The organism is Providencia rettgeri, assembly GCF_023205015.1.
In the GTDB taxonomy this organism is placed as follows: Bacteria; Pseudomonadota; Gammaproteobacteria; order Enterobacterales; family Enterobacteriaceae; genus Providencia; species Providencia rettgeri_E.
Map to the genome: position 1 here is coordinate 675,021 of NZ_CP096258.1, position 25,660 is coordinate 700,680.

Here is a 25,660-nt window from a genome sequence, read left to right on the forward strand (position 1 = left end):
AATGGAAGGTTGGTCACAGCAATTAAGTGAAATAATTAATGTTTTAGATGATAAATTCATTATATATCAATTGATTATTATGAGTTTGCAACAGAGTGCATATCCGTTAATAACAGAACGTGGTAAGCTTAATTTTTCTAATTAATGCTGAAAGGTTGAAAGAAATGGAAAAACTGACTGCACTCTACGCTGAACACATTAAAACGTTACAAAACAGAACTCAGCAAGTTTTACAGCGCAGCGAATTAGATGCCATATTGATTCATTCAGGTGAACCGCTACGCATCTTTCTTGATGATAGCGACTATCCGTTTAAAGTTAACCCTCATTTTAAAGCGTGGGTACCTGTCACCGATGTTCCACATTCATGGTTATTAGTTGATGGCGTAAATAAACCTAAGTTATGGTTTTATTCCCCTGTTGACTATTGGCATAGTGTTGAGCCATTACCGAATAGTTTTTGGACTAAAGATATTGAATTAATCCATTTAAAAAATGCGGATGACATCAAAACGTTTCTTGCTAATATTTCAAAAGAAAATGTTGCTTACATAGGCTCATCAGCAGAAAGAGCTGAGTCTTTAGGGATTTCTCTGCATAATATTAATCCCAAATTGGTTTTAGATTACTATCATTATCATCGCTCTTATAAGACAGATTATGAACTTTACTGCATGCGTGAAGCTCAAAAAATGGCCGTAAATGGGCACATTGCGGCTCTTGAGGCGTTCCGTGCGGGCATGAGTGAATTTGACATTAATGCCAGTTACTTGCAGTCGACTGGGCATCGAGACACCAATGTGCCTTATGGAAACATTGTTGCGCTGAATGAAAACGCAGCAGTGTTACATTACACTAAGCTGCAACAAACTGTGCCAAATGAACTGTACAGTTTTCTTATTGATGCAGGTACAGAATATAATGGTTATGCTGCTGATATTACGAGAACTTATGCAGCGAAGGGTAAAGATGAATTTGCTGAATTGGTTGCGGATGTCAATACGGAACAACTTGCTCTAATTGATACGATCAAGGCGGGTGTACGTTATACAGACTATCATGTGGATATGCATCACAGGGTTGCTAAAATACTGATTAAGCATGATATTGTTAAAGGTATTACCGAAGAGTCTATGGTGGAGAGTGGCTTAACAACGCCATTTTTGCCTCATGGTTTAGGGCACCCTCTTGGTTTGCAAGTTCATGATGCTGCAGGCTTTATGCAAGATGACAGGGGTACACATCTCGCGGCTCCTAAGATGTATCCATTCTTACGTTGTACTCGTGTTTTAGAGCCTAAAATGGTGTTAACTATTGAGCCTGGACTCTATTTCATTGAATCCTTATTATCTGAATGGCGAAATGGGGAGTTCAGCCAGCATTTTAATTGGGATAAAATCGAGTTCTTCAAACCTTACGGTGGGATCCGTATTGAAGACAATATCGTGATCCACGCAAATCGTATTGAAAATATGACTCGAGACTTACATTTACGTTAATGAAACCTTATTTAATACCGGCTGAAACCATTTCGTTTACAGAAGAGATCAAAAAAAGCCAATTTATTACGTATTTAGCTCATACAGATGGTATTGACGCTGCAAAAGATTATATTCAATCAATTAAAGCTCAATACCCAGATGCTCGGCACCATTGCTGGGCATTTGTTGCTGGTCGTCCTGATGATTCACAAAAGCTGGGGTTTTCTGATGATGGTGAACCAACAGGAACGGCGGGAAAACCTATCATGGCGCAACTATTAGGGAGCAACCTAGGGGAGGTTACCTGTGTTGTTGTGCGTTATTTTGGTGGGATAAAACTGGGAACGGGTGGGCTAGTTAAAGCCTATGGAAATGGTGCCCAGCAAGCATTAAAAATATTACCGACAAAGACAAAAGTACCACAAAAAATCTTTAATTTAGTGTGTGACTATTCATTGATTAATGCGATTGAACAACTGCTTGCTCAGGTGAATGGCACGGTTTTGCACAGTGATTATAATGAAACTGTCTCTTTACAAATTGCAATTCCTGCTACTCTTGAGCAGGAGGTCAATGATAAATTACGCGATATAAGTCGTGGGGCCTTAGCGCTCACGCCAGAATCGGAATAGTAAACAGTTTTATCAAGGAACCTGCCGAATGCATTTTCGTGCAATAACCCGCATAGTCGGGCTGCTTGTCATTATCTTTTCTTTTACCATGGTTATTCCAGGTATTGTTGCGCTAATTTATCGTGATGGCGCAGGGCGAGCTTTTAGCCAGACTTTTGTTACTGCTTTGCTAATTGGCCTTTTTTTGTGGCTACCAACACGTAATAGCCGACACGAACTTAAAGCAAAAGAAGGTTTTCTTATTGTCGTTTTATTTTGGACGGTACTGGGAAGCGTAGGGGCATTGCCTTTCATCTTTTCTGAAAGACCCAACCTGTCGGTCACTGATGCTTTTTTTGAATCGTTTTCAGGTTTGACGACTACCGGAGCGACAACGCTAACAGGGCTTGATTCCTTGCCCAAAGCCATTTTATTTTATCGGCAGATGCTTCAATGGCTAGGGGGGATGGGGATCATCGTACTTGCTGTTGCTATCTTACCGCTACTGGGCGTTGGGGGTATGCAGCTATATCGCGCAGAAATGCCGGGCCCGTTGAAAGACAATAAAATGCGGCCTCGTATTGCAGAAACGGCAAAAACATTATGGCTAATCTATGTACTGCTAACCATTGCCTGTGCAGTCGCTTTATGGATAGCCGGAATGGATGTTTTTGATGCCATTTCTCACAGTTTTTCGACTATCGCTATCGGCGGGTTTTCAACCCATGATGCCAGTATTGGTTATTTCAACAGTCCAGCAATTAACACTATCATTGGTGTTTTCCTGATTATCTCTGGTTGTAACTTCGGTTTACACTTTGCAGTACTAACTGGACGTAGTTTGGGGATTTATTGGCGCGACCCCGAGTTTAGAATGTTCATCAGCTTCCAATTTGTCTTAGTGGTGATTTGTACTTTAATACTTATGTACCATTCAGTTTATGGTAGCTTCGGGCAAACACTTGATCAGGCGTTCTTCCAAGTGGTATCGATGGCAACAACCGCAGGGTTTACGACAGACAGTTTTTCCGGTTGGCCTCTTTTCTTACCAATGCTTCTATTATGTGCTGCATTTGTGGGTGGATGTGCAGGTTCAACAGGGGGCGGACTAAAAGTTATTCGTATCTTGTTGCTTTTCTTGCAAGGTTCGCGTGAATTAAAGCGTTTAGTTCATCCAAATGCGGTCTATACAATCAAACTGGGGCAGCGTGCATTGCCAGAAAGGATCATCGAAGCGGTCTGGGGCTTCTTCTCTGCCTATGCACTTGTTTTTGTTGTCAGCTTATTATTGCTAATCGCAACAGGTGTTGATGAATTTTCCGCATTCTCAGCAATAGCAACCACACTTAATAATTTGGGACCAGGCCTTGGGACTGTTGCAGATAATTTTACGTCAATGAATCCAACGGGTAAATGGATTCTAGTGGTGACTATGTTATTTGGGCGTTTAGAAGTGTTTACTTTATTAGTGTTACTGACTCCAACTTTCTGGCGTGAATAATTGAGTGCAATCTATATATAAGACTATCTATAAAGAAATGATAATAATCTAGGAACGATAATGAGCTATTTACTTTTACATTCCAGTACAGACGGGCAAACTAAAAAAATCATTTTAAAAATGGCGGAACAACTGAGAAGCTCGGGTCGTGAATGTGATATTCGTGATTTAAATACTGACCAACAGTTTAATTTATCAGGCTACGAGAAAGTATTAGTAGGGGCATCCATTCGTTATGGGCATTTCAATAAAAAACTGCAACGTTTTGTGGGAGCTCATCAAAATCAATTGAACTCAATGAAGACTGGTTTTTTTGCTGTAAATTTAACGGCAAGAAAAGAAGGTAAGAATACGGCTGAAACTAACGCGTATACGCGGAAGTTTTTAGAAGCGTGTCCTTGGAAGCCAACATTGAAATCTGTTTTTGCTGGAGCGCTGTTTTATCCGCGTTATACATGGTTTGATAGAATGATGATCCGCTTAATTATGAAAATGACAGACGGCCCAACTGACCCGAAAACAGAGATTGAGTATACTAACTGGGAAAAGGTTGCCGAATTCGCTGCGGAATTTGATCAGTTGTAGGTCGTAATTTCAACAAAATGTAGTTATTTTGCATTATTTGTTTAATAAATCATCGCTTGGTGAAATAAATCAAAAAAACACTTGCGAGAATTTTTCGACTCCCTATAATGCGCATCCGTTGTCACGACAAACCGGTTAGAAGAAAACTTCAAAACCCAGTGATAACAGAGGTGAGAAAGGAAAAGTTTGAAAATAAACACTTGACTTTCTAAATAAAAAACGTAATATACGACACCTCGCGACAACGACCTCGAAGTCGAAAATCGAAAGATTCAGTCGCAACGCTCTTTAACAATTTATCAGACAATCTGTGTGGGCACTCACAGGACACTATCAAAAAAATATTTGATTTTAAGTCTTGAAGAGTGACTAACACGTTAATTCATATATATGAACTAATAGGTAATTTGGTTTCTTCGGAAATCAAACGACAGTAACATTCTTTGAGCATCAGACTACTTTTAATTGAAGAGTTTGATCATGGCTCAGATTGAACGCTGGCGGCAGGCCTAACACATGCAAGTCGAGCGGTAACAGGGGAAGCTTGCTTCTCGCTGACGAGCGGCGGACGGGTGAGTAATGTATGGGGATCTGCCCGATAGAGGGGGATAACCACTGGAAACGGTGGCTAATACCGCATAATCTCTTAGGAGCAAAGCAGGGGAACTTCGGTCCTTGCGCTATCGGATGAACCCATATGGGATTAGCTAGTAGGTGGGGTAATGGCTCACCTAGGCGACGATCCCTAGCTGGTCTGAGAGGATGATCAGCCACACTGGGACTGAGACACGGCCCAGACTCCTACGGGAGGCAGCAGTGGGGAATATTGCACAATGGGCGCAAGCCTGATGCAGCCATGCCGCGTGTATGAAGAAGGCCCTAGGGTTGTAAAGTACTTTCAGTCGGGAGGAAGGCGTTGTTGCTAATATCAACAACGATTGACGTTACCGACAGAAGAAGCACCGGCTAACTCCGTGCCAGCAGCCGCGGTAATACGGAGGGTGCAAGCGTTAATCGGAATTACTGGGCGTAAAGCGCACGCAGGCGGTTGATTAAGTTAGATGTGAAATCCCCGGGCTTAACCTGGGAATGGCATCTAAGACTGGTCAGCTAGAGTCTTGTAGAGGGGGGTAGAATTCCATGTGTAGCGGTGAAATGCGTAGAGATGTGGAGGAATACCGGTGGCGAAGGCGGCCCCCTGGACAAAGACTGACGCTCAGGTGCGAAAGCGTGGGGAGCAAACAGGATTAGATACCCTGGTAGTCCACGCTGTAAACGATGTCGATTTGAAGGTTGTTCCCTTGAGGAGTGGCTTTCGGAGCTAACGCGTTAAATCGACCGCCTGGGGAGTACGGCCGCAAGGTTAAAACTCAAATGAATTGACGGGGGCCCGCACAAGCGGTGGAGCATGTGGTTTAATTCGATGCAACGCGAAGAACCTTACCTACTCTTGACATCCAGAGAACTTAGCAGAGATGCTTTGGTGCCTTCGGGAACTCTGAGACAGGTGCTGCATGGCTGTCGTCAGCTCGTGTTGTGAAATGTTGGGTTAAGTCCCGCAACGAGCGCAACCCTTATCCTTTGTTGCCAGCGATTCGGTCGGGAACTCAAAGGAGACTGCCGGTGATAAACCGGAGGAAGGTGGGGATGACGTCAAGTCATCATGGCCCTTACGAGTAGGGCTACACACGTGCTACAATGGCGTATACAAAGAGAAGCGACCTCGCGAGAGCAAGCGGAACTCATAAAGTACGTCGTAGTCCGGATTGGAGTCTGCAACTCGACTCCATGAAGTCGGAATCGCTAGTAATCGTAGATCAGAATGCTACGGTGAATACGTTCCCGGGCCTTGTACACACCGCCCGTCACACCATGGGAGTGGGTTGCAAAAGAAGTAGGTAGCTTAACCTTCGGGAGGGCGCTTACCACTTTGTGATTCATGACTGGGGTGAAGTCGTAACAAGGTAACCGTAGGGGAACCTGCGGTTGGATCACCTCCTTACCATTGAAGTGTTTTTGTGAAGTGCTCACACAGATTGTCTGATAGAAAGTAGAGCAATAGGCTATACGTGGGAGACTTATTCGAAAGAATAGGGCTTACATGAGATACCGCGCAGTAAGTGCAATATCTTGTGTCCCCTTCGTCTAGAGGCCTAGGACACCGCCCTTTCACGGCGGTAACAGGGGTTCGAATCCCCTAGGGGACGCCAATTGCGCCGATATCGAGTGAAAGACGATGTCCCCAATAATGATTAAGCCAATTATTTTAATAGTTGGTTTAACAATTATGCTCTTTAACAATCTGGAACAAGCTGAAAATTGAAAACAACGCACATTGTTTATCGCTTAAACAATGTGAGAGTCTCTCAAAAATCTCAACTTGAATAGTGTACTTTGAACTATCGAGTCGACGAGCGAAATGAGTTCAAGGCAGCCCGCGCACAGCAAGCGCAGCGTACTTTAAGTACGTGAGCATTGCGCGCACGGACTAACGCCGAAATCATGAAGCACAGTCACTCGTTGTAAGAAGACGCCTTCGGGTTGTGAGGTTAAGCGACTAAGCGTACACGGTGGATGCCTAGGCAATCAGAGGCGATGAAGGACGTGCTAATCTGCGATAAGCGTCGGTAAGGTGATATGAACCGTTACAACCGACGATTTCCGAATGGGGAAACCCAGTGCAATTCGTTGCACTATCGTTTGATGAATACATAGTCAAACGAAGCGAACCGGGGGAACTGAAACATCTCAGTACCCCGAGGAAAAGAAATCAACCGAGATTCCCCTAGTAGCGGCGAGCGAACGGGGAGCAGCCCAGAGTCTTAATCAGCATTAGCATCAGGAGAACGGTCTGGAAAGTCCGGCAGTAAAGGGTGATAGCCCCGTATCCGAAGGTGTTAGTGTTGTGAACTCGACGAGTAGGGCGGGACACGTGTTATCCTGTCTGAATATGGGGGGACCATCCTCCAAGGCTAAATACTCCTGATTGACCGATAGTGAACCAGTACCGTGAGGGAAAGGCGAAAAGAACCCCGGCGAGGGGAGTGAAATAGAACCTGAAACCGTGTACGTACAAGCAGTGGGAGCCTTGATTTATCAGGGTGACTGCGTACCTTTTGTATAATGGGTCAGCGACTTATATTCTGTAGCAAGGTTAACCGTATAGGGGAGCCGTAGGGAAACCGAGTCTTAACTGGGCGAATGAGTTGCAGGGTATAGACCCGAAACCCGGTGATCTAGCCATGGGCAGGTTGAAGGTTGGGTAACACTAACTGGAGGACCGAACCGACTAATGTTGAAAAATTAGCGGATGACTTGTGGCTGGGGGTGAAAGGCCAATCAAACCGGGAGATAGCTGGTTCTCCCCGAAAGCTATTTAGGTAGCGCCTCGTGAACTCATCTTCGGGGGTAGAGCACTGTTTCGACTAGGGGGTCATCCCGACTTACCAACTCGATGCAAACTACGAATACCGAAGAATGTTATCACGGGAGACACACGGCGGGTGCTAACGTTCGTCGTGAAGAGGGAAACAACCCAGACCGCCAGCTAAGGTCCCAAAGTCATAGTTAAGTGGGAAACGAAGTGGGAAGGCTCAGACAGCCAGGATGTTGGCTTAGAAGCAGCCATCATTTAAAGAAAGCGTAATAGCTCACTGGTCGAGTCGGCCTGCGCGGAAGATGTAACGGGGCTAAACTATGCACCGAAGCTGCGGCAGCGATATGTAAATATTGTTGGGTAGGGGAGCGTTCTGTAAGCCTGTGAAGGTGTACTGTGAGGTATGCTGGAGGTATCAGAAGTGCGAATGCTGACATAAGTAACGATAATGCGGGTGAAAAACCCGCACGCCGGAAGACCAAGGGTTCCTGTCCAACGTTAATCGGGGCAGGGTGAGTCGACCCCTAAGGCGAGGCAGAAATGCGTAGTCGATGGGAAACGGGTTAATATTCCCGTACTGGTGATAATTGCGATGGGGGGACGGAGAAGGCTAGGCTATCCGGGCGACGGTTGTCCCGGTTTAAGAATGTAGGCAGGTGAATTAGGCAAATCCGGTTCACTACATGCTGAGGTTCGATGACGAGTCACTACGGTGATGAAGTAGCTCATGCCCCGCTTCCAGGAAAAGCCTCTAAGCTCTAGATTATCATTAATCGTACCCCAAACCGACACAGGTGGTCAGGTAGAGAATACTCAGGCGCTTGAGAGAACTCGGGTGAAGGAACTAGGCAAAATGGTGCCGTAACTTCGGGAGAAGGCACGCTGGCGCTAGGTGAAGTCCCTCGCGGATGGAGCTGAAGCCAGTCGCAGATACCAGCTGGCTGCAACTGTTTATTAAAAACACAGCACTGTGCAAACACGAAAGTGGACGTATACGGTGTGACGCCTGCCCGGTGCTGGAAGGTTAATTGATGGGGTTATCCGTAAGGAGAAGCTCTTGATCGAAGCCCCAGTAAACGGCGGCCGTAACTATAACGGTCCTAAGGTAGCGAAATTCCTTGTCGGGTAAGTTCCGACCTGCACGAATGGCGTAATGATGGCCAGGCTGTCTCCACCCGAGACTCAGTGAAATTGAACTCGCTGTGAAGATGCAGTGTACCCGCGGCAAGACGGAAAGACCCCGTGAACCTTTACTATAGCTTGACACTGAACATTGAGCCTTGATGTGTAGGATAGGTGGGAGGCTTCGAAGCGTGGACGCCAGTCTGCGTGGAGCCAACCTTGAAATACCACCCTTTAATGTTTGATGTTCTAACGTTGCCCCGTTATCCGGGGTGCGGACAGTGTCTGGTGGGTAGTTTGACTGGGGCGGTCTCCTCCCAAAGAGTAACGGAGGAGCACGAAGGTTGGCTAAGCATGGTCGGACATCATGCGGTTAGTGCAAAGGCATAAGCCAGCTTGACTGCGAGAGTGACGGCTCGAGCAGGTACGAAAGTAGGTCTTAGTGATCCGGTGGTTCTGAATGGAAGGGCCATCGCTCAACGGATAAAAGGTACTCCGGGGATAACAGGCTGATACCGCCCAAGAGTTCATATCGACGGCGGTGTTTGGCACCTCGATGTCGGCTCATCACATCCTGGGGCTGAAGTAGGTCCCAAGGGTACGGCTGTTCGCCGTTTAAAGTGGTACGCGAGCTGGGTTTAGAACGTCGTGAGACAGTTCGGTCCCTATCTGCCGTGGGCGTTGGAAGATTGAAAGGGGCTGCTCCTAGTACGAGAGGACCGGAGTGGACGCACCACTGGTGTTCGGGTTGTCATGCCAATGGCATTGCCCGGTAGCTAAGTGCGGAAGAGATAACCGCTGAAAGCATCTAAGCGGGAAACTTGCCTTGAGATGAGTCTTCCCTGACCCTTTAAGGGTCCTAAAGGAACGTTTAAGACTAAGACGTTGATAGGTTGGGTGTGTAAGCATAGCGATATGTTGAGCTAACCAATACTAATGAACCGTGAGGCTTAACCTGACAACACCGAAGGTGTTTTAGAGAGATTGGGTTGTTTTTGATAGCGAGTGAGAAGCCGAGAGGTGAAGGACACACAGCTTGTTTGAGATTGATGTTTTGGTTTAGTGAATAAAAAACTAAACGGAAACAAACAGAATTTGTCTGGCGGCAATAGCGCGGTGGTCCCACCTGACCCCATGCCGAACTCAGTAGTGAAACGCCGTAGCGCCGATGGTAGTGTGGGGTCTCCCCATGTGAGAGTAGGGAACTGCCAGACATTAAATTAGTGAAGAAGCCACCCATTGGGTGGCTTTTTTACGTTTGGGGGTAATGAACTAATTGTTGATGCTAGAAGTGAAGTTCCTTAATATTCCAACTCCCAACTCCCAACTCCCAACTCCCAACTCCCAACTCCCAACTCCCAACTCCCAACTCCCAACTCCCAACTCCCACTTCTTTCTTTTAACGGCTCACTTAATTTAATCCTTCTACGCAGGGCGATTAGTCATGAATATAACTATCGCAAATGGAAGTTCATGATACAAAGTAGTGAGTAACAGCTCACATGTTGAAGAGTGCGCGGAGACAAGTGCTGAGTGTGGGGTTAGGCAGCATGAGTTAAGAGAATTAAGTCAAGCAATCGGCAGATGACACTCGGTGGTATTGTGATCATGAATGGAAGCTCTGGAACCAAAGTAGTGAGTAACAGCTCACGTGTTTTTTAATTAAGTGAATATAACTCAATAAAATGAAATGGATATAGTTTGTTGGTAATTATCTATTACTCCAGAGAATGTAATCACTTGGGCCAAAGTAGTAAGTAACAACTCACGTGTTGAAGAGCGCGCGGAGATAAGTGATGGCTTTGGGGTAAAAAGAGTTAAGAGAGCTAGGTTAGGCAATCGATAGGTGACTCTTAGTGGTATTGGTTCTGTGAATGAAAATTCTGGATATAAAGTAGTGAGTAACAACTCGCTTGTTGAGGTGGGGCGGTGGCTGCTGGCGATGGTGGTGGGGTGATAGGAACTAAAGAGTAATGGAAGAAAAGCGTTTGTATTGGTGTGACGGATGGATATTTTAGACGCAAAGTAGTGAGTAACAGCTCACTTGTTCCTTAACTAAGTATAGTTAATTTCAATAAAATCAAATAAGTATATTGAGTCGACAATTATCTATTGTTGGAGTGAATGTACTTGCTTGTGGTAAAGCAGTAAGTAACAGCTCACTTGTTATGGAAATATAAAAATATAGCTGGAAGGAAAGTAATAAAATGTAGAAAATAAGGTGGTAGTAATTTTCTAACTGATTAATTGTTATATAAAAACATGAGTCAGATTTATTGATAAAGAGAGTGGATTAGATAAAAGTTATCAATAATATTTATTATTGAAGATAGGCCGGGAGAGAATATTAATCTAACTTAAACTTAAATCAATACTATTGCTAAATGGAGTTTAATAATATTACGTTTATTATTTGAGTATTTATAATTTTACAAATAGATATAAATTTTTTTCATAATTAAAAATGAAGATTAGAAAGTTAAATTATCAATATAAATGTTATAAAACATATTTATTTAAAATCCAATAAAGTAAATTCTTCTAATATTTTTTTGAACCACGGTGTGAAAATATCAGGATTAAGAACGATCTCTTGTTTTAATTGAGGAAGACTTACCCACCTTATAGATGAGACTTCATCTCTATTCGGTTGAATATATTGGTTATAATAACCAATAAAAATATGGTCATACTCATGTTCAATTAAGCCTCCTTGAACGTCAGCCTTATAAATTAAGGAACCTATATGAGTCAATGGAGTGACAAAACCTAATTCCTCTTGAAGGCGACGTTCAGCAGCTTTCTGAGTCTCTTCATTTGGTCTAGGGTGACTACAGCAAGAATTTGCCCATTGTCCTGCTGAATGATATTTATGAAAAGCACGTTGTTGAATTAGTAGCTCATTTTGTTCATTAAAGATAAATACTGAGAATGCTCGATGTAAGTGACCGAGCTGATGTGCCAATAGCTTTGGCATAACTCCAATAGGTTGGTCATGCTCATCGACTAAAATTAATTCATCTTCCATTTATATTATTTTCCGTCATTAAATGATTGCTTTAGTTTAGTATAATTAAAAATATAAGTTTGCATATTAGAGCTGTTTAATTATAAATATAATTATTTTTAACTCACAGCTATCATAAGGTGATATAGCTGTGAGAATAAAAATTATTTTTGTTGTAAAACCCAAACCGCAGCTTCAACTCTTGATTTTAAATTGAGTTTTTTTAGTAAATGTTTAACATGTACTTTTACTGTGCTTTCTGCAATATCGAGTTTACGAGCTATCATTTTATTTGATAAACCCTGAGAGATCAGTTCTAAAATATCGGCCTCTCTTGGTGTCAATGAGGCAATATTATTATCATCCTGTGTGGTGTTATCTCTTAGTGATTCAGCAAGCACAGAGGCTAATGTTGGGCTGACAACTAACTTACCGCTTGCAGCTTCTTTAAGGGCTACGATAAGCTCTTCAGGCTCCATATCTTTTAGTAAATAACCATCGGCACCTCTTTTTAGTGCATTGACTAAATCATCACTATAATTAGAAACGGTAAAAAGAATAATTCTACCTGATAGCTCTCGCTTCCTAAGTTCATCGAGAGTTTCAAAACCATTCATGCCTGGCATGTTGAGATCAAGTAAGATAAGGTCAGGATCTTGCTCTTCAGCGATCTGTATGCCAGTTTTACCGTCTCCAGCCTCACCGATAACTTGCAATGAAGACTCCAAACTAATCAATTGTTTGACTCCATTTCTTAGCATCGGATGATCATCAATAAGTAGAATGGTTGATTTTTCGTTCATTATATTTGTGTTTTCCATAGATGATTTTCCGGTATGTTAAGCGTCAGATAAAGGGAAGGTAACTTTTACCTCTGTTCCACCTTGAGGCCTAGGTGTAATACAACAATTTCCATTAAGGCTTAATGCTCTTTCTCTCATAATAATAAGCCCATAATGGTTAAGTTTATCAGTATTTGACGTGATCCCTGAACCATCGTCAGTCACTGTAATTGTAACAATACCATTATACTGGTTTAATGAAACCTCAGCCCATTTTGCATTAGCGTGTTTTAAAATATTAGTTAATGCCTCTCGGACTATTTGTATTATATGAATAGATTGATGCGGTGAAATACTTTTCGCGGGTAGATCGTAATTTAAGTCTATTGTATATCCTACACGTTCACTAAATTCACTAATGGTACTTTCTAATGAGGGAAGTAAGCCAGGCTCCATTAATTTAAGCCTAAATGTGGTTAATAATTCTCTTAACTGGCTATATGCGGTATTAATCTCGCTACGCATTTCTGTTAACAGCTGTTGAGGTTTTTCTGGTAATGGTTCTGGCTGTAATTGCAGATAGCTAATTTGCATTTTCAGACAGGATAAAGATTGAGCAATAGAGTCATGAAGTTCGCGTGCAATTGCAGAACGTTCATCCATGATAAGTAACTGTTGCTGTTGTTCTATCTGGTGCTCCATGGCTAGCATACCAGAGATTTGTTTAGCTAAAACAGAAACGAGACTGTTTTGCTCATCTGAAAGTATTTGGTTATCTTCAATCTCTCCAATAATAATGCCATAACGATGCATATTGTCTGATAAATCCCACTGTAAACTGAGCGGTTTTTCGATTGAAGCTTGTTGTTCTAGTTGCGTTGTATTCACTTCAGATAACCCGGTTGAATGGCAGCATATTTCGTGAAAATATGTTTCGTTGCTTTCTTCATACAACCGTAAACTGAGATTTTTGAGTATGGTAATATTTTCTAGTTCAATAAGGACTTTTTGTAATCGCAAGTAGAGAGGATCTGATGAATGAAGGATTTGGCTTGATTGATATAAATATGATAACACTTTATTTTTTGTGATTAAGTCTGCAGTTTTCTCAGCAACCCTTTCTTCAAGCTGATGATAACTTAATGCTAATTCATCCGACATTTGGTTAAGTGTTTCTCCGAGCGCATTTAATTCATCTTGCCTATTATTTTTAGGGTAGCGTTGGCTAAAATCTTTTCGTCCAATTGCATTGACCATTGATAATAATTTAACCCATGGATAATAAATTTTTCTGCGCAGGTGCCAGATGGTTCCAGCGAGTAATAAGAATACTAAACTGATAAAAATCAGTTGTGTCATAGCAACATAAGCAATCTTACTTTCCGTTTTTTCATCAATATTATGAACTAATTCATCAAGTTTACTGACAAATGATATAACTTCGTATCTTGCATCATTAGGGGTATTTGCTTTTATTAATGAAGGCTTTAAGACATGTAACCAATAATTGTAAAGCTCATCAAATTGCGGCGTTAAATTTTCGATTTTTACAACTTGAGTCAGTTCAGGGCTGATGAGGTCAGATTCTAATGCATCGAGATAACGCTGATTTTGAGTATTTAAAGGAACGAGAGAAAGTAACCTGTAGCTCTGCATTCGCAGTGAACCTGATTTATTTATTGCATGGGCATTACCTTGCACACTTATAATCATTCGATTGGAAATCGTCATCCCAATAATTCCTAAGATCGCAATAAGTAGCATTAGACCGATCACTTGGTTAATGATTGAAAATCGACGATACAACGTGGGCATGTGTCACTTCCTTAAAGAGTCGTACTAGTGAACTTAAAATGCATATTTCTCGTATTGTTCATAAAGGGTTGAATATTAAATATACTACTTTGGTAGTATATTTGGGGATTTATAACAAAATAGTAAATAGAAAATAAAATTCTTCGTTGAGTTTTATCGTGTTATATATTGATATATAAGATTAAATTTTATTTTACCGTGAATGAATTTACGTATTATAGCGTAAATTAAAGATGAGTTTCTTTTGATTTAGATCAGTTTAAATATCGAAGTAAGTCAGTGTATAGAATAATACATATCGAAAGTATTTTTGATAATCATATCAATGATAGAAAGAAGGGCAGCCCTAATGGATAGAACTACCTTTTTGTTTTAAACTTTTTTTAATTTTTTGAATAGTGAGATTATCGCAACAAGGATTAGACCTGTTACTAGCCCAAAAAATAAATTAATTATAGTTGGTAGGATAAACTGCATAGTACTACCAATGATCGGTGTTAAGGTCGCAGTAAACGATATTTCTGTAATCCACTCTGAAATATAGCTAATACCATGCGTTAGAATACCACCACCGACCATAAACATCGCGGCTGTTCCAACAACAGATAATGTTTTCATCAGATAAGGTGTTGAATAAATTAAGGTATTACCGAGTTTCTTTAATAAAGAAGACGTTTTCTTTTGTAAATAAAAGCCTAAGTCATCTAATTTTACAATACCTGCAACTAAGCCATATACACCGATAGTCATCACAAGAGCAATGATTGAGAGTACAGCGACTTGGTTAATAAAAGTGGTAGTGGAAACTATGCCTAATGTGATGGCAATAATTTCAGCTGATAAAACAAAATCAGTACGAATCGCCCCTTTGATTTTTTTACTTTCAAACTCTTTCAGCTGTTCTGCTGATAATTCAAGTTGGTTTTGGGGGATAGAGCCTTCTACGTTAGTAAAGAATAGCTTATGAGTAATTTTTTCTGCGCCTTCAAAGCAAAGGTAGGCCCCACCAATCATGAGCAGTGGTGTGATAGCCCAAGGAATAAATGCACTAATTAGCAATGCTAAGGGCACGAGTATTAATTTATTGATAAATGACCCTTTAGCAACAGCCCAAACAACGGGAATTTCTCTATCCGCGCGAACACCAGTAACTTGCTGGGCGTTTAGTGCGAGGTCATCACCTAAAACTCCAGAGGTTTTTTTGGCGGCCATTTTTGTCATGACGGAAACATCGTCTAGTACAGCGGCAATATCATCAAGTAATGTGAGTAAGCTACTTCCAGCCACAAGAATATCCTCAATATTTTTAAGGTGTCATTAATGTTTATTAGGCCAATTAATGGATAATTAGTTCATTACAATATAAACCATACTTACAAATAAGATGATTCCAATAAGATAATGTCATTGCTGTTGATAAACCTGAATTTTGAATTATTAAATTTTTATGACAATGGAACCAATATGTTTTTTTAGTTTCTAAATTATTAATTTTAGTAAAGTAACATACAGTTATCTACTATTTTATTTTATATTTTTTTTATTTATTTGGTTTAATTATTTGTTTTATGAATAATTTTTAATGGATTGGTATAGGGTTAATACATGTCTTCTCAGCCAGTTTTGAGTATTGTCGTTGCTGTATATAATGGTGAAAAATTTTTACCTCAGTTTTTTGATAGCTTAATCGCTCAAAAGTTAGAAAATTGGGAATTGATTGTTGTTAATGATGGCTCTAAAGATAAAAGTGAAGACATCATTAAGTCTTATGCGGATAAATTTGCACATTTGAAAGTGCTTTACCAAGAGAATCAAGGGGTTTCAGTCGCTCGTAATACGGGGATGGTTGAGGCTACTGGAAAATACATTACATTCCCTGATATTGATGATGAAATTAGTCCGCAAATGTACGGGCGTTTATTAGAAATCGCACTATCAAATGACCTCGATGTTGCAACCTGTAATGGGACTTATGTTTACACTAATGGTGATGCACCAAAAGCAATTTTTCCGCCGAATAAAGTTCCATCAACTGGGGTGATTTCAGGCCCTGAGTGGCTTGAAACTGGCTTAAGTTCACGCAAGTTTTTGCATGTAACTTGGTTGAATTTATATCGTTTAGACATGTTGCGCCAACACAATTTTTTCTTTGAGCCCAAATTACATCACCAAGACATTCCTTGGACGACTGAAGTGTTACTCGTGGCGAACCGCGTACAATTTATTAATGAACAATACTACCGATATTTAATCCATAACCAATCTGTTTCACACTCATTGAGTGGTGATGAACGCGCAGTCCGCAAGATAAAAACCTATCTGAAGATTATTGATATGCTGTTAAATATTTACCAGCGGTATCCTGAGCAAGTAAAACAAGCACCGGCTTGTCTATGGCAGGTAGGAAAAGAAGGCTTAGGGGTGATTCAAGCGCTATTAGCTATCAAATCACCAGATGTACAGAAGGAAATGGTACAACTATTTTTTGATAAGGGTTATTGGCAAATAGTGTGGGCACATGCAACAACAGTAAAATTAAAATGGCGATTAATTAGGCGCTATACGAAGCTAAAAGAAATTATCAAATCATAATTTACTGAAAAGGTAGCTATTTTTATAGGCTACCTTTTTTGTTTCTATTTTTCTAATTGCTTTAGAGAAGCAATGAACATGTCCCATAACAAAGGGTTATTTAACTTTGTAGCGACTTGTGTATGGCATTCTGGTTTAGCGGGGTGGCGGAAGTCAGTCACCGTCATACCCGTTGTTAAAGCGCCTTGCAGTTCGATATCAATCGGAGCTTTAATCGTTTCCATTATGGATGGGTCGATAACATAAGCAACGGCACATAGATCGTGAACAGGAGCATGGTCGGTATAGCCATTACGTCTGCGGTAACCTGCAGTGTAGTAATTTAGGGATTCAACAACAAAATCACTTACAGGTGTGCTTAACGCGGCAATTGTTTCCATTATTTGGTCGTCTGGCCTTGCTTGATGTGTAAGATCTAGTCCAATCATAGTGATAGGCCAAGTTTCATTAAACACAATATGAGCCGCCTCAGGGTCTATAAGGATATTAAATTCAGCGACTGCAGTGCGATTACCGGTATGGTAGCCTCCTCCCATTAATACCACTTCTTTGACTAACTCTACAATTTCAGGTGCTTTTCTTACTGCCAAAGCAATATTTGTAAGCCCTCCAATCGGTACGAGAGTCACCGTTTTAGGGGGGTGTGACTTGAGCGTATCAATAATTAAGTCAACAGCATGGCGTGGATCAATAGGTAGTTTGGGTTCGGGGAGGTGAGTGCCGTCAAGGCCTGTTGTCCCATGAACTTCTGGAGCAGTTTGAATTGTTCTCACAAGTGGTCGAGCGCAACCCGCAGCGATAGGGATATTATTTATACTCGCGAATTCTATAATTGCGCGTGCATTATGGGTGACTTTATCTAAAGTTTGGTTTCCGACGACAGTCGTTACTGCAAGTAATTCTATATTTGAATTGCCTAATGCTAAGAAAATTGCCATTGCATCATCATGGCCAGGGTCACAATCGATAATAATTTTATTTTTAGACATTATTTATCCTTTTCTTAAATTATTCTCCTTTAATTAACATAATATAGGGATAAATTTATTTTTATGTGATGTAAGTTCTATTTTTATGAATGTTAATGTAATGAAATTATTCATCAGGGTAACTAACGAGGAGTGATGTGATTAACATATTAATAACAATCGTGTTGAGTTTATAAAGATAATGTGTTCTTTATGTAATTTTAAGCAATATAAATGAAACCGCCTAGATGGTTTTTATTAACAAGTTAATGATTGAGGAGGCAGAATGGAGAACTATCTAGAAAGATTACCTGATGTTATTGATTCTGTTGCAACTAATCAGTTTTACCCTAATTTATTATCATGGTTGTCTTCACTTATTGCATTTGATAATGCGATTGTTTACTCCTTTGAAAAAGGATCTCCTCCCCGATTTCTTTCCAAAGTAGAGCGCCGTAATAGCGATAGTATTAACAGAATCTATCAACGAGGTGCTTATTTAATGGACCCATTCTACCAAGAAATCCAAAGAGGGGGGGCTTCCAAAGTGTTAACACTAAAAGAACTCGCGCCTAAAGGATTTTATCATACAGATTATTATCTCAATTTTTATCGTAAAACAGGGTGGTGTGATGAGGCTGGGTTGCTATTAGATATTTCAGATGATAGCCAATTAGGTATTTTTTTTGGTAATGAAAATAGACCTTTTTTCTCGGAAAAATATATGCAGGCACCACTTAAAGATGCTTTCGATATCATTCGTAGTATGGTCAAACTTCATAAAGATGTTTCTCCTTCTTCGGTGTCGAATTACCACCAAAATACAGACATGCAAACACGATTTGGGCTAACACCGAGAGAGTGTGAAGTTGTCGAGTTAATCCTAGCGGGTAAAGGTTCACCACAAATAGCACAGGCACTTTTCATTAGTTTAGGGACAGTGAAAAATCACCGTAAGAATATCTATCAAAAATTGAGTATTAACTCACAGGTTGAATTGTTTAACTTATTAATGAATAGGCTAAGTTAAATGCAATTAATCAATAATATATTGATTTAATAAGGTTTTGTGGGCGTTTTCTTTTTTGTTACTATGTTATTTCTTTTGATTTTGTCTAAATAGTTTTAGTGAACTAAAATTAATAAATACGATTGTTAATATAAGAATGATTTTTCAATCTATTGATTTTTAATGTTTTTTATATTTTATTGTAAATTTTGTTATTATTTAAATATTCTACTTGGCTAACAGTTGTTAACTTTATGTTTCGAATGTCCCTAAAGGGATATGTAATTGTTAATGCAAGGTTAAGATAATCGAGTTATCCAAAGATACTAAATAGGGTATCCATAATGAATAACCAAGTAGAATCATTAACTTACTATGCTGCAACTAAGAAGTATGACTTACGTTTTCCGACGCTAAAGGAAGATCTTGATGTTGATGTGGTGATTATTGGTGGTGGGTTTTCTGGGATCCATACCGCACTAGAGTTGTGTGAGAAAGGGATCACTAATATCGCTATTTTGGAAGGGCGGTATCTTGGTTACGGTGGTTCAGGGCGTAATGGCGGGCAAGTCATGGCAGGCATTGGCCATGACATCGATGCAATTAAAAAATATGTCGGGCCAGAGGGTTTAGAAACGATTTTTAAACTCAGCAATATGGGCGCGGGGATCATGCGTGACCGTATCGCTAAATATGATATTGATGCAGACTTTTGCCGTGGCTACGCATACTTAGGAAGTAATAAGCGCCAAGAAAAGACCTTACGTAGCTGGTTAAAAGACTTCAAATCAGTTGATCCTGATGAGGAAATTGAATTTTACAGTGGTTCAGAACTAAAACAGATTATTGGTTCTGATGCTTATACCTGTGGGATCAAACACATGGGTGGCGGGCATGTTCATTCATTGAACTTATTATTAGGTGAAGCGAAAGCGATTAGTGAAATATATGGCGCTAAAATATTTGAAAATAGCCAAGTATTAAATGTGGAGTATGGTAATACCATCAAAGTTAGAACTGCGATGGGAACTGTTAAAGCACAGAAAATGCTGTGGGCTTGCGATTCATTTTTAAATGGCCTTGAGCCGACGATTTACCCTAAAACGATTAATACTTACGCATATCAATTAATGACGGAAGAGCTGCCTGATGAATTAATCAAGCAAATTAGCCCAATCCGTGGTGCTTATAGTGATATTCGTCCTGTAATAGATTACTACCGGGTGACGAATGAGAATCGCCTATTATTTGGCAGTTCCACTCATTTTCTTGAATACATTCCATCTGACCTTAAAGCATGGAATCGTAACTTAATGCTAAAAGTCTTTCCTTACCTCAAAGATGTCAAAATTGAATTAGCTTGGGGTGGACCAATGGCATGTAGCGCAAATTTATTTCCACAAATTGGCTCATTACCACAACATAAAAATGTGTTTTATGCACAGGGCTATTCAGGTTTCGGTGTTACGCCTAGCCAAATTGTGTGCAAAGTCCTTGCAGAGGGGATGGTAGAAGGTTCTCATCGTTATGATTTAATGAGTTCCATTCCTCACGCCAATATTATCGGTAAAGATAGCATGCGTAATATAATTGTTTCACTGGCAAAAATAATGCATCAGACATCCGGTTATTGGCAAGGTCGTCGCTAATTCGTTATCCACCTAACTAGTTTATTTAAATCGATTAAAGGTAAAAATTATGATCAGTCCATTATTGTTAAACAAACCACTGCCAGAACTATTAAATATTGGTAGCGTGACAAATTTAGGCTCTGTGGTTGTTGAAGGCGATCCTCAAGCGAGTGTTGCGATGATCCACGGTGAACCAACGGATAATCTAACCTGTGGTATTTTTGCTTGCACTAAAGGTAAGTTCAAAATGGTGTATCCATTTGATGAAATGGCGACAGTCCATGAAGGTTCGGTGAAGTTAACGGATGTGAAAACCGGTGTGACGGTTGAATACCATAAAGGTGATACATGGTTTGCTGCGAAAGGTACCGAAGTTTTATGGGAAATTGATGCACCACGCTTCGTAAAACATTACCTAGCTTGTGTAAATGCCTAATTAGTTTCTATTGAGTGGAGTGATAACAATGAGTGAGTTAACCCTATTACCAGAAGTCAGTGAGTTTTTGAAGCGCCAGCACGGCCATTTTATCAATGGGTTACCGGTTTCTGGCAAGGGCGATACTTTTTTTGATGTTGTTAACCCTGCCACTGAACAGGTTATCGCAAAAGTAAAAGAAGGGACTTTAGCGGAAGTGGATGCCGCAATGGATGCGGCTCATACCGCATTTAAAGGGGTTTGGGCAAATACCACACCAATGGAAAGAGGGAATTGCTTAAACCGCCTTGCTGACCTACTCGAAAAACACCTTGAAGAATTAGCTCAGCTAGAGACGCTATGTTCGGGGAAAACTATTCAGTTATCTCGTTTTCTTGAAGTGGGGTCATCTGCGCAATTTTTACGTTATTTTGCTGGCTGGGCGACAAAAATCAGCGGAGAAACGTTGAATGTTTCATTGCCTTCTTTTAATGGTGAGAAATATTCTGCATTTACCCAGCGTGAACCTGTTGGTGTTGTCGCTGGTATCATTCCTTGGAACTTTTCTATCATGATTTCCATTTGGAAATTAGCCGCGGCTTTAACATGCGGTTGTACGATTGTGTTGAAACCAAGTGAATTTACGCCACTAACCATGCTCAGAGTGGTGGAATTAGCAAAAGAGGCAGGGATCCCTGACGGTGTCATTAATATCGTGAATGGTGGTGGTCGTGAGGTTGGGCCTGCACTGATCCATCATCCACTTTGTTCTAAAGTGACATTTACGGGGTCTGTACCGACTGGGCTGGCGGTAGGGCGCTCAGCGATGGAAGGTAAATTAACCCGAGTCACACTTGAACTTGGTGGGAAAAACGGCGCTGCATTCTTAGCTGACCTCCCGGTTGAAAAAATTGTTAATGGGATTATTGAAGCGGGATATCTAAATCAAGGGCAAATTTGCGCAGCTGCTGAACGGTTCTATATTCCCTCTAAATTAATGGATGAAGTATTAGCGCAACTCAAAACACGTTTGTCTGCGATGAAAGTGGGTTCTCCATTAGATGAAACAACCGAGATGGGGCCGTTGGCCAATAAAGCGCATTATGAAAAAATCTTAGATTTGTTTGAAAAAGCTCGCCTAGATGGCAGTGAAATTATTTATGGTGGCCAGCCAGTTGCAGGCGCTGGGTACTTTGTGCCTCCGACCATCATTCGTGCTAATAGCCCAGATGATGTATTGATGAAAGAAGAAACTTTTGGGCCAATAGGGACTTTCTTGGGCTACGATGATGAAGAAGAACTTATTGAGATGATGAATAGTACTCCGTTTGGTTTAGCGGCGAGTCTATGGACAAATGATCTCAGTAAAGCAATGCGTATGATTTCGCGCATTGAAGCGGGAACGGTATGGGTGAATATGCATACTTTCCTTGACCCCGCCGTGCCATTTGGTGGCGTTAAGTCATCCGGTATTGGTCGTGAATTTGGTAGTGCCTTTATTGAGTATTACACAGAGTTAAAATCTGTCATGGTGCGTTATTAGTGTTCGATTTATATTTAATTAATCCACATTTCCCGGCCATCGTGCCGGGTTTTTTGTATTTTATAGCTACCGTTGCTTATTCGTGGTGAATGATAAACCCTGATGAAACAAGTTCGGTTCGGTTAGTTACATTCGCTTTAGTGAAAATATTACGTAAGTGAGTTTTTACTGTTGATAGCGAAACCCCCAGTAATAATGCAATTCGCTTGTTGCTCGCGCCTTCTCGTACTAAGTGGATAATCTCTTGTTCTTTAGGGGTATAAGCCACTAACGAATCGGGGAGTACATCGAATGTCATTAGTTCAGCGACAGGCAAGATAGCATTTAATCGCATGATTTCTTGCTGGCTAAATGGGCTGTCTCGCAGCACCGAAATCCCCGCAATAATTTTATTTTTACGACGAATAAATATTTCTGCCATATCAGTTATGTCATTCGGCTGCATAAAATCATGGAAAAAAGCCTGATTTTGCTGGCGTATTTCAGGATCCATTCTCACTAAGCGTAAGTCATCACTGCGAAAATGCTCAGGGTGCAAGGGATCAAATTGATGAAAGTAAGCCAGATACTCTTCATGCATTTTGGCCGGGATCCCATGAAGAACATAGTTACCTGGCTGGCAATGATCATTCACGAGGTAATACACCAAAGCAGAAACTGGAATAATATGTGCAATAGTATTTAGGCAGCAATCAATTAATGTTTGTTGATGAGGCTCGAATAATGGTGAAGTCATCATATTCCCTTGTGTACTAATTGAAATATTATCATGCTCCTTAATGCGTTTAACATAAAATAAACATATTAATAACGTGAGGTTGATAACAGTATTTAAAATGGATAAAGACGACGCAAATATTGATTAGTGGCTTTTTGGTATCTTTAGAGTGTTATTTGTTAATATATTAATGAGCTGGTTATTCGCTACATGTTGATATTACATTAATTATTTTTCTTTTCTCTCAGTGTGTGGGTACTTTTCGCGAGTTGTATTTTATTTCCCCCTCCCTCTGGGTATCGTTCTTTAGAACGATAGCAGCCTTCTTAGGGTTATTTCTATAGTGACTATGCAGTTACTTGGTATTTACAAAACATTCACATTCATGGCTGGGTAGAGAGTGAGAGGGATGTAAAATGAATTTATCCTCAAAATTGTCGACACATTTAGAAAAAGGGAAAGTTGGCTTTCCGACCACACTGGCAAGTTCTGCCGGCTTGATTATGGCCAGCCCTGTTATTTTAACTGTTACGAGTGGATTCGGTATTGGTGGCGATACATTCGCCCTAGCGGTGTTATTCAGCTTTATTATGATGCAAGCTCAGCTCACCACGTTTTCGGAGGCTGCGGCTATTCTACCAACCTCAGGATCGGTATATGACTATATATCGTGTGGAATGGGGCGTTTTTGGGCGATAACTGGCGCGCTTTCGGCTTATTTGATTGTGCATGTGTTTGCAGGAACTGCCGAGACCATTCTTTCAGGGATCATGGCGCTCGTTAACTTTGAGCATCTCAATACAGTTCTAGAGACCAGTAATTCATCTTGGATGGTCGGTGTTGGGCTGGTTGTCACGTTTGGTATCTTAAATGCATTTGGTATTGAAGCCTTTGGTAAGGTTGAGGTGGTACTGACATTTGCCATGTGGTCAACATTAGTGATTTTTAGTGTGAGCGGTTTGATGTTGCCGTTTCATGTCGATATGGAAGGCTGGTTTGGGCAGCCACTCAATACCGACCCAACATTGATTCTCAGCTTTGTGGGTATGGCGATGTTCATGTTTGTTGGGTGCGAGTTAGTCACGCCAATGGCGCCTGAAATTAAAAATTCCGCTAAGGTGATCCCTCGCGCAATGACAACGGGCCTATTCTGTGTCGCGCTCTGTATGGTGTTATTCGGTGCAGCGCTAGCGAACCAAGTGGAAAATGTGGTGGTTGACCCGCAGACAGGCACACGTTTATTGGAAACCCCGATGGCAATCCCTGCATTTGCCGAAATTGTTATGGGCGAGTTTGGTAAATACTGGATAGGTATTGCGCTATTACTCGCGGGTGGGGCGACCATCAATACACTCATGGCAGCGGTTCCCCGTATTCTCTATGGAATGGCGCTTGATGGGGCATTACCACGCATCTTTGCTTATTTACATCCACGCTTCAAAACCCCTGTATTCGGCATTTTAGTGGCCGTGATGATCCCGTGTTTGCATGCTTATGCTATTCAAGGCGACCTTGACCGTATCATTCCTTTGGTATTGGCGGCGGTGTGTTCTTGGGGGACGGCTTACTTGCTGGTGACCATTTCAGTGGTTTTATTACGTATCCGCCGTCCTGACTTACATCGTGCCTATCGTTCGCCTTTTTTTCCTATACCGCAAATTATTTCGAGTGTCGGGATTATTTTAGCGATTGTGTACATTACACCACCGGGTATGAATAAGTCGGATGTCTATATTCCCTTTGCCATTATGTTAGGTTTAACAGCAGGATATGCATTAATTTGGACTGTGTTCGTACAGAAAGTTAACCCATTTAAACCTGTAGATGTTGAATCCGTTTTATCAAATTCCTTTGCTGATGAAGAAATGGAAGGAGGCCAACTTGAGCCATTACGTCACCTCGCCTAAACCGTCTTTGCGGACAAGGCTCGGTAAGCTGACTCAGCAACGTTTGCCTGCCGGATATCAAGTAGGATTAACACTTAACTGCGTTGAAAAGGACATGGCACCTTATCCATGTGAGTGGGGAGCACCTGGAGTGCTCCTTGTACAACCTCAACCTGAATTAACCATTGAGGTGACAGAGCGGCCAAGAAAGTTGTTTCTCGCTTTTATTGTGTATAGCCGTTTTGCGGTGTCAGGCCAATGTGCAGATAATATCAATGCAAAAATTGAAGTAAAAACCCGTGGAAGTATAAAGAAAAAACATATCCATTTCGCCTCAAAACAAATGGATGGGCAGAAGGTTATTGAATGGCTGAATGAATACCCCATTATTAGACAAACATTAGAAGAGCTGGAATTTAATCATTGCGAGATAGCGTTTAGCCACGGTCGTTGGCGCTGTGAAATTGAGCCTTACACCGCATCAGAAATGGTAAGTCGTATTCCTGCGACTCGCCGTTATTTGAGATTAGTACAAAAACAACGCTATTATTTATTGAGTGCGCTGCAGTTAATTAACCAACTGATGGAAAAACGTGCTGTGAGCCATTGAGTTTAAAA

The 25,660-nt window shown here is 41.0% G+C and carries 17 protein-coding genes, 1 tRNA gene and 3 rRNA genes; 15 read left to right on the forward strand and 6 right to left on the reverse strand.

From position 1 onward, the window contains the following. Positions 1 to 164: 164 nt before the first annotated feature. The 8 genes from pepQ to rrf all read left to right on the forward strand — a co-directional run bounded on the left by pepQ (position 165) and on the right by rrf (position 9,890). Positions 165 to 1,499 carry a Xaa-Pro dipeptidase gene (gene pepQ / locus M0M83_RS02865; protein ID WP_125892761.1) on the forward strand — a complete coding sequence of 445 codons (1,335 nt, stop codon included), beginning with the start codon at positions 165 to 167 and terminating at the stop codon, positions 1,497 to 1,499. Further along, positions 1,499 to 2,113 (forward strand): IMPACT family protein, encoded by a 615-nt coding sequence (locus M0M83_RS02870; protein ID WP_125892759.1) that lies wholly within the window; start codon positions 1,499 to 1,501, stop codon positions 2,111 to 2,113. Before pepQ ends, M0M83_RS02870 begins: the two co-directional genes overlap by 1 nt. Before the next feature lie 28 nt (positions 2,114 to 2,141). Then, a complete protein-coding gene (gene trkH, locus M0M83_RS02875; RefSeq protein WP_125892757.1) occupies positions 2,142 to 3,593 on the forward strand; it encodes a Trk system potassium transporter TrkH in 1,452 nt (483 codons plus the stop codon). Between the two features lie 60 nt (positions 3,594 to 3,653). Beyond that, complete coding sequence (gene hemG, locus M0M83_RS02880) at positions 3,654 to 4,178, forward strand: menaquinone-dependent protoporphyrinogen IX dehydrogenase (protein WP_213913953.1); 525 nt, start codon at positions 3,654 to 3,656, stop codon at positions 4,176 to 4,178. Between the two features lie 462 nt (positions 4,179 to 4,640). Continuing rightward, a 16S ribosomal RNA gene (locus M0M83_RS02885) occupies positions 4,641 to 6,180 on the forward strand. A gap of 132 nt (positions 6,181 to 6,312) precedes the next feature. Further along, positions 6,313 to 6,388, forward strand: a tRNA-Glu gene (locus M0M83_RS02890). A gap of 337 nt (positions 6,389 to 6,725) precedes the next feature. Then, positions 6,726 to 9,634: ribosomal RNA gene (locus M0M83_RS02895) — 23S ribosomal RNA — on the forward strand. Between the two features lie 140 nt (positions 9,635 to 9,774). Beyond that, positions 9,775 to 9,890: ribosomal RNA gene (rrf, locus tag M0M83_RS02900) — 5S ribosomal RNA — on the forward strand. The 16S, 23S and 5S rRNA genes sit together here with 1 tRNA gene alongside, the layout of an rRNA operon. Before the next feature lie 1,298 nt (positions 9,891 to 11,188). Here rrf and idi read toward each other — a convergent pair. From idi to M0M83_RS02920, 4 genes are all read right to left on the reverse strand, one after another. Further along, complete coding sequence (idi, locus tag M0M83_RS02905; protein WP_248467574.1) at positions 11,189 to 11,704, reverse strand: isopentenyl-diphosphate Delta-isomerase; 516 nt, start codon at positions 11,702 to 11,704, stop codon at positions 11,189 to 11,191. Between the two features lie 143 nt (positions 11,705 to 11,847). Next, the gene (narL, locus tag M0M83_RS02910) at positions 11,848 to 12,504 is read right to left on the reverse strand and encodes a two-component system response regulator NarL (RefSeq protein WP_125891849.1); all 657 of its coding nucleotides are present in this window, start codon (positions 12,502 to 12,504) and stop codon (positions 11,848 to 11,850) included. An 18-nt stretch (positions 12,505 to 12,522) separates the two neighbouring features. Then, the gene (gene narX / locus M0M83_RS02915) at positions 12,523 to 14,280 is read right to left on the reverse strand and encodes a nitrate/nitrite two-component system sensor histidine kinase NarX (RefSeq protein WP_125891850.1); all 1,758 of its coding nucleotides are present in this window, start codon (positions 14,278 to 14,280) and stop codon (positions 12,523 to 12,525) included. Positions 14,281 to 14,652: 372 nt separating this feature from the next. Then, positions 14,653 to 15,567 carry a DUF808 domain-containing protein gene (locus M0M83_RS02920; RefSeq protein WP_125891851.1) on the reverse strand — a complete coding sequence of 305 codons (915 nt, stop codon included), beginning with the start codon at positions 15,565 to 15,567 and terminating at the stop codon, positions 14,653 to 14,655. Positions 15,568 to 15,885: 318 nt separating this feature from the next. Here M0M83_RS02920 and M0M83_RS02925 point away from each other — a divergent pair, with 318 nt between their 5' ends. Next, positions 15,886 to 16,872 (forward strand): glycosyltransferase, encoded by a 987-nt coding sequence (locus M0M83_RS02925; protein ID WP_248467576.1) that lies wholly within the window; start codon positions 15,886 to 15,888, stop codon positions 16,870 to 16,872. Between the two features lie 44 nt (positions 16,873 to 16,916). Here the strand turns inward: M0M83_RS02925 and M0M83_RS02930 are convergent, their stop codons facing one another. Beyond that, positions 16,917 to 17,861, reverse strand: coding sequence for a nucleoside hydrolase (locus M0M83_RS02930; protein WP_213913007.1), 945 nt, complete (start codon positions 17,859 to 17,861; stop codon positions 16,917 to 16,919). A gap of 265 nt (positions 17,862 to 18,126) precedes the next feature. On the opposite strand from M0M83_RS02930, the gene M0M83_RS02935 reads away from it, so the two are divergent. The 4 genes from M0M83_RS02935 (at position 18,127) to M0M83_RS02950 (ending at position 22,438) form a co-directional block, all read left to right on the forward strand. After that, complete coding sequence (locus tag M0M83_RS02935) at positions 18,127 to 18,870, forward strand: helix-turn-helix transcriptional regulator (RefSeq protein ID WP_125891854.1); 744 nt, start codon at positions 18,127 to 18,129, stop codon at positions 18,868 to 18,870. 323 nt (positions 18,871 to 19,193) lie between these two features. Continuing rightward, complete coding sequence (locus tag M0M83_RS02940) at positions 19,194 to 20,498, forward strand: NAD(P)/FAD-dependent oxidoreductase (RefSeq protein ID WP_213913006.1); 1,305 nt, start codon at positions 19,194 to 19,196, stop codon at positions 20,496 to 20,498. Between the two features lie 49 nt (positions 20,499 to 20,547). Next, positions 20,548 to 20,916 carry a cupin domain-containing protein gene (locus M0M83_RS02945; RefSeq protein ID WP_094962713.1) on the forward strand — a complete coding sequence of 123 codons (369 nt, stop codon included), beginning with the start codon at positions 20,548 to 20,550 and terminating at the stop codon, positions 20,914 to 20,916. A gap of 28 nt (positions 20,917 to 20,944) precedes the next feature. Then, on the forward strand, positions 20,945 to 22,438 hold the full coding sequence (locus tag M0M83_RS02950; RefSeq protein ID WP_213913005.1) for an aldehyde dehydrogenase family protein: 1,494 nt from the start codon (positions 20,945 to 20,947) through the stop codon (positions 22,436 to 22,438). Between the two features lie 76 nt (positions 22,439 to 22,514). Here the strand turns inward: M0M83_RS02950 and M0M83_RS02955 are convergent, their stop codons facing one another. Next, complete coding sequence (locus M0M83_RS02955) at positions 22,515 to 23,174, reverse strand: helix-turn-helix transcriptional regulator (protein WP_213913004.1); 660 nt, start codon at positions 23,172 to 23,174, stop codon at positions 22,515 to 22,517. A gap of 398 nt (positions 23,175 to 23,572) precedes the next feature. Here M0M83_RS02955 and M0M83_RS02960 point away from each other — a divergent pair, with 398 nt between their 5' ends. Both M0M83_RS02960 and M0M83_RS02965 read left to right on the forward strand, forming a co-directional pair. After that, the gene (locus M0M83_RS02960; RefSeq protein ID WP_125891857.1) at positions 23,573 to 25,063 is read left to right on the forward strand and encodes an APC family permease; all 1,491 of its coding nucleotides are present in this window, start codon (positions 23,573 to 23,575) and stop codon (positions 25,061 to 25,063) included. Beyond that, entirely contained in the window at positions 25,038 to 25,652 is a 615-nt protein-coding gene (locus tag M0M83_RS02965) for a DUF3156 family protein (protein WP_248467578.1), read from the forward strand. Before M0M83_RS02960 ends, M0M83_RS02965 begins: the two co-directional genes overlap by 26 nt. The last annotated feature ends 8 nt before the right edge of the window (positions 25,653 to 25,660 follow it).

What these genes read in the sequence shown, in the direction of transcription:
- pepQ (WP_125892761.1), top strand. Translation starts at nt 165, where the DNA reads ATGGAAAAACTGACTGCACTCTACGCTGAACACATTAAAACGTTACAA.
- M0M83_RS02870 (WP_125892759.1), top strand. Translation starts at nt 1,499, where the DNA reads ATGAAACCTTATTTAATACCGGCTGAAACCATTTCGTTTACAGAAGAG.
- trkH (WP_125892757.1), top strand. Translation starts at nt 2,142, where the DNA reads ATGCATTTTCGTGCAATAACCCGCATAGTCGGGCTGCTTGTCATTATC.
- hemG (WP_213913953.1), top strand. Translation starts at nt 3,654, where the DNA reads ATGAGCTATTTACTTTTACATTCCAGTACAGACGGGCAAACTAAAAAA.
- idi (WP_248467574.1), bottom strand. Translation starts at nt 11,704, where the DNA reads ATGGAAGATGAATTAATTTTAGTCGATGAGCATGACCAACCTATTGGA.
- narL (WP_125891849.1), bottom strand. Translation starts at nt 12,504, where the DNA reads ATGGAAAACACAAATATAATGAACGAAAAATCAACCATTCTACTTATT.
- narX (WP_125891850.1), bottom strand. Translation starts at nt 14,280, where the DNA reads ATGCCCACGTTGTATCGTCGATTTTCAATCATTAACCAAGTGATCGGT.
- M0M83_RS02925 (WP_248467576.1), top strand. Translation starts at nt 15,886, where the DNA reads ATGTCTTCTCAGCCAGTTTTGAGTATTGTCGTTGCTGTATATAATGGT.
- M0M83_RS02930 (WP_213913007.1), bottom strand. Translation starts at nt 17,861, where the DNA reads ATGTCTAAAAATAAAATTATTATCGATTGTGACCCTGGCCATGATGAT.
- M0M83_RS02935 (WP_125891854.1), top strand. Translation starts at nt 18,127, where the DNA reads ATGGAGAACTATCTAGAAAGATTACCTGATGTTATTGATTCTGTTGCA.
- M0M83_RS02940 (WP_213913006.1), top strand. Translation starts at nt 19,194, where the DNA reads ATGAATAACCAAGTAGAATCATTAACTTACTATGCTGCAACTAAGAAG.
- M0M83_RS02945 (WP_094962713.1), top strand. Translation starts at nt 20,548, where the DNA reads ATGATCAGTCCATTATTGTTAAACAAACCACTGCCAGAACTATTAAAT.
- M0M83_RS02950 (WP_213913005.1), top strand. Translation starts at nt 20,945, where the DNA reads ATGAGTGAGTTAACCCTATTACCAGAAGTCAGTGAGTTTTTGAAGCGC.
- M0M83_RS02955 (WP_213913004.1), bottom strand. Translation starts at nt 23,174, where the DNA reads ATGACTTCACCATTATTCGAGCCTCATCAACAAACATTAATTGATTGC.
- M0M83_RS02960 (WP_125891857.1), top strand. Translation starts at nt 23,573, where the DNA reads ATGAATTTATCCTCAAAATTGTCGACACATTTAGAAAAAGGGAAAGTT.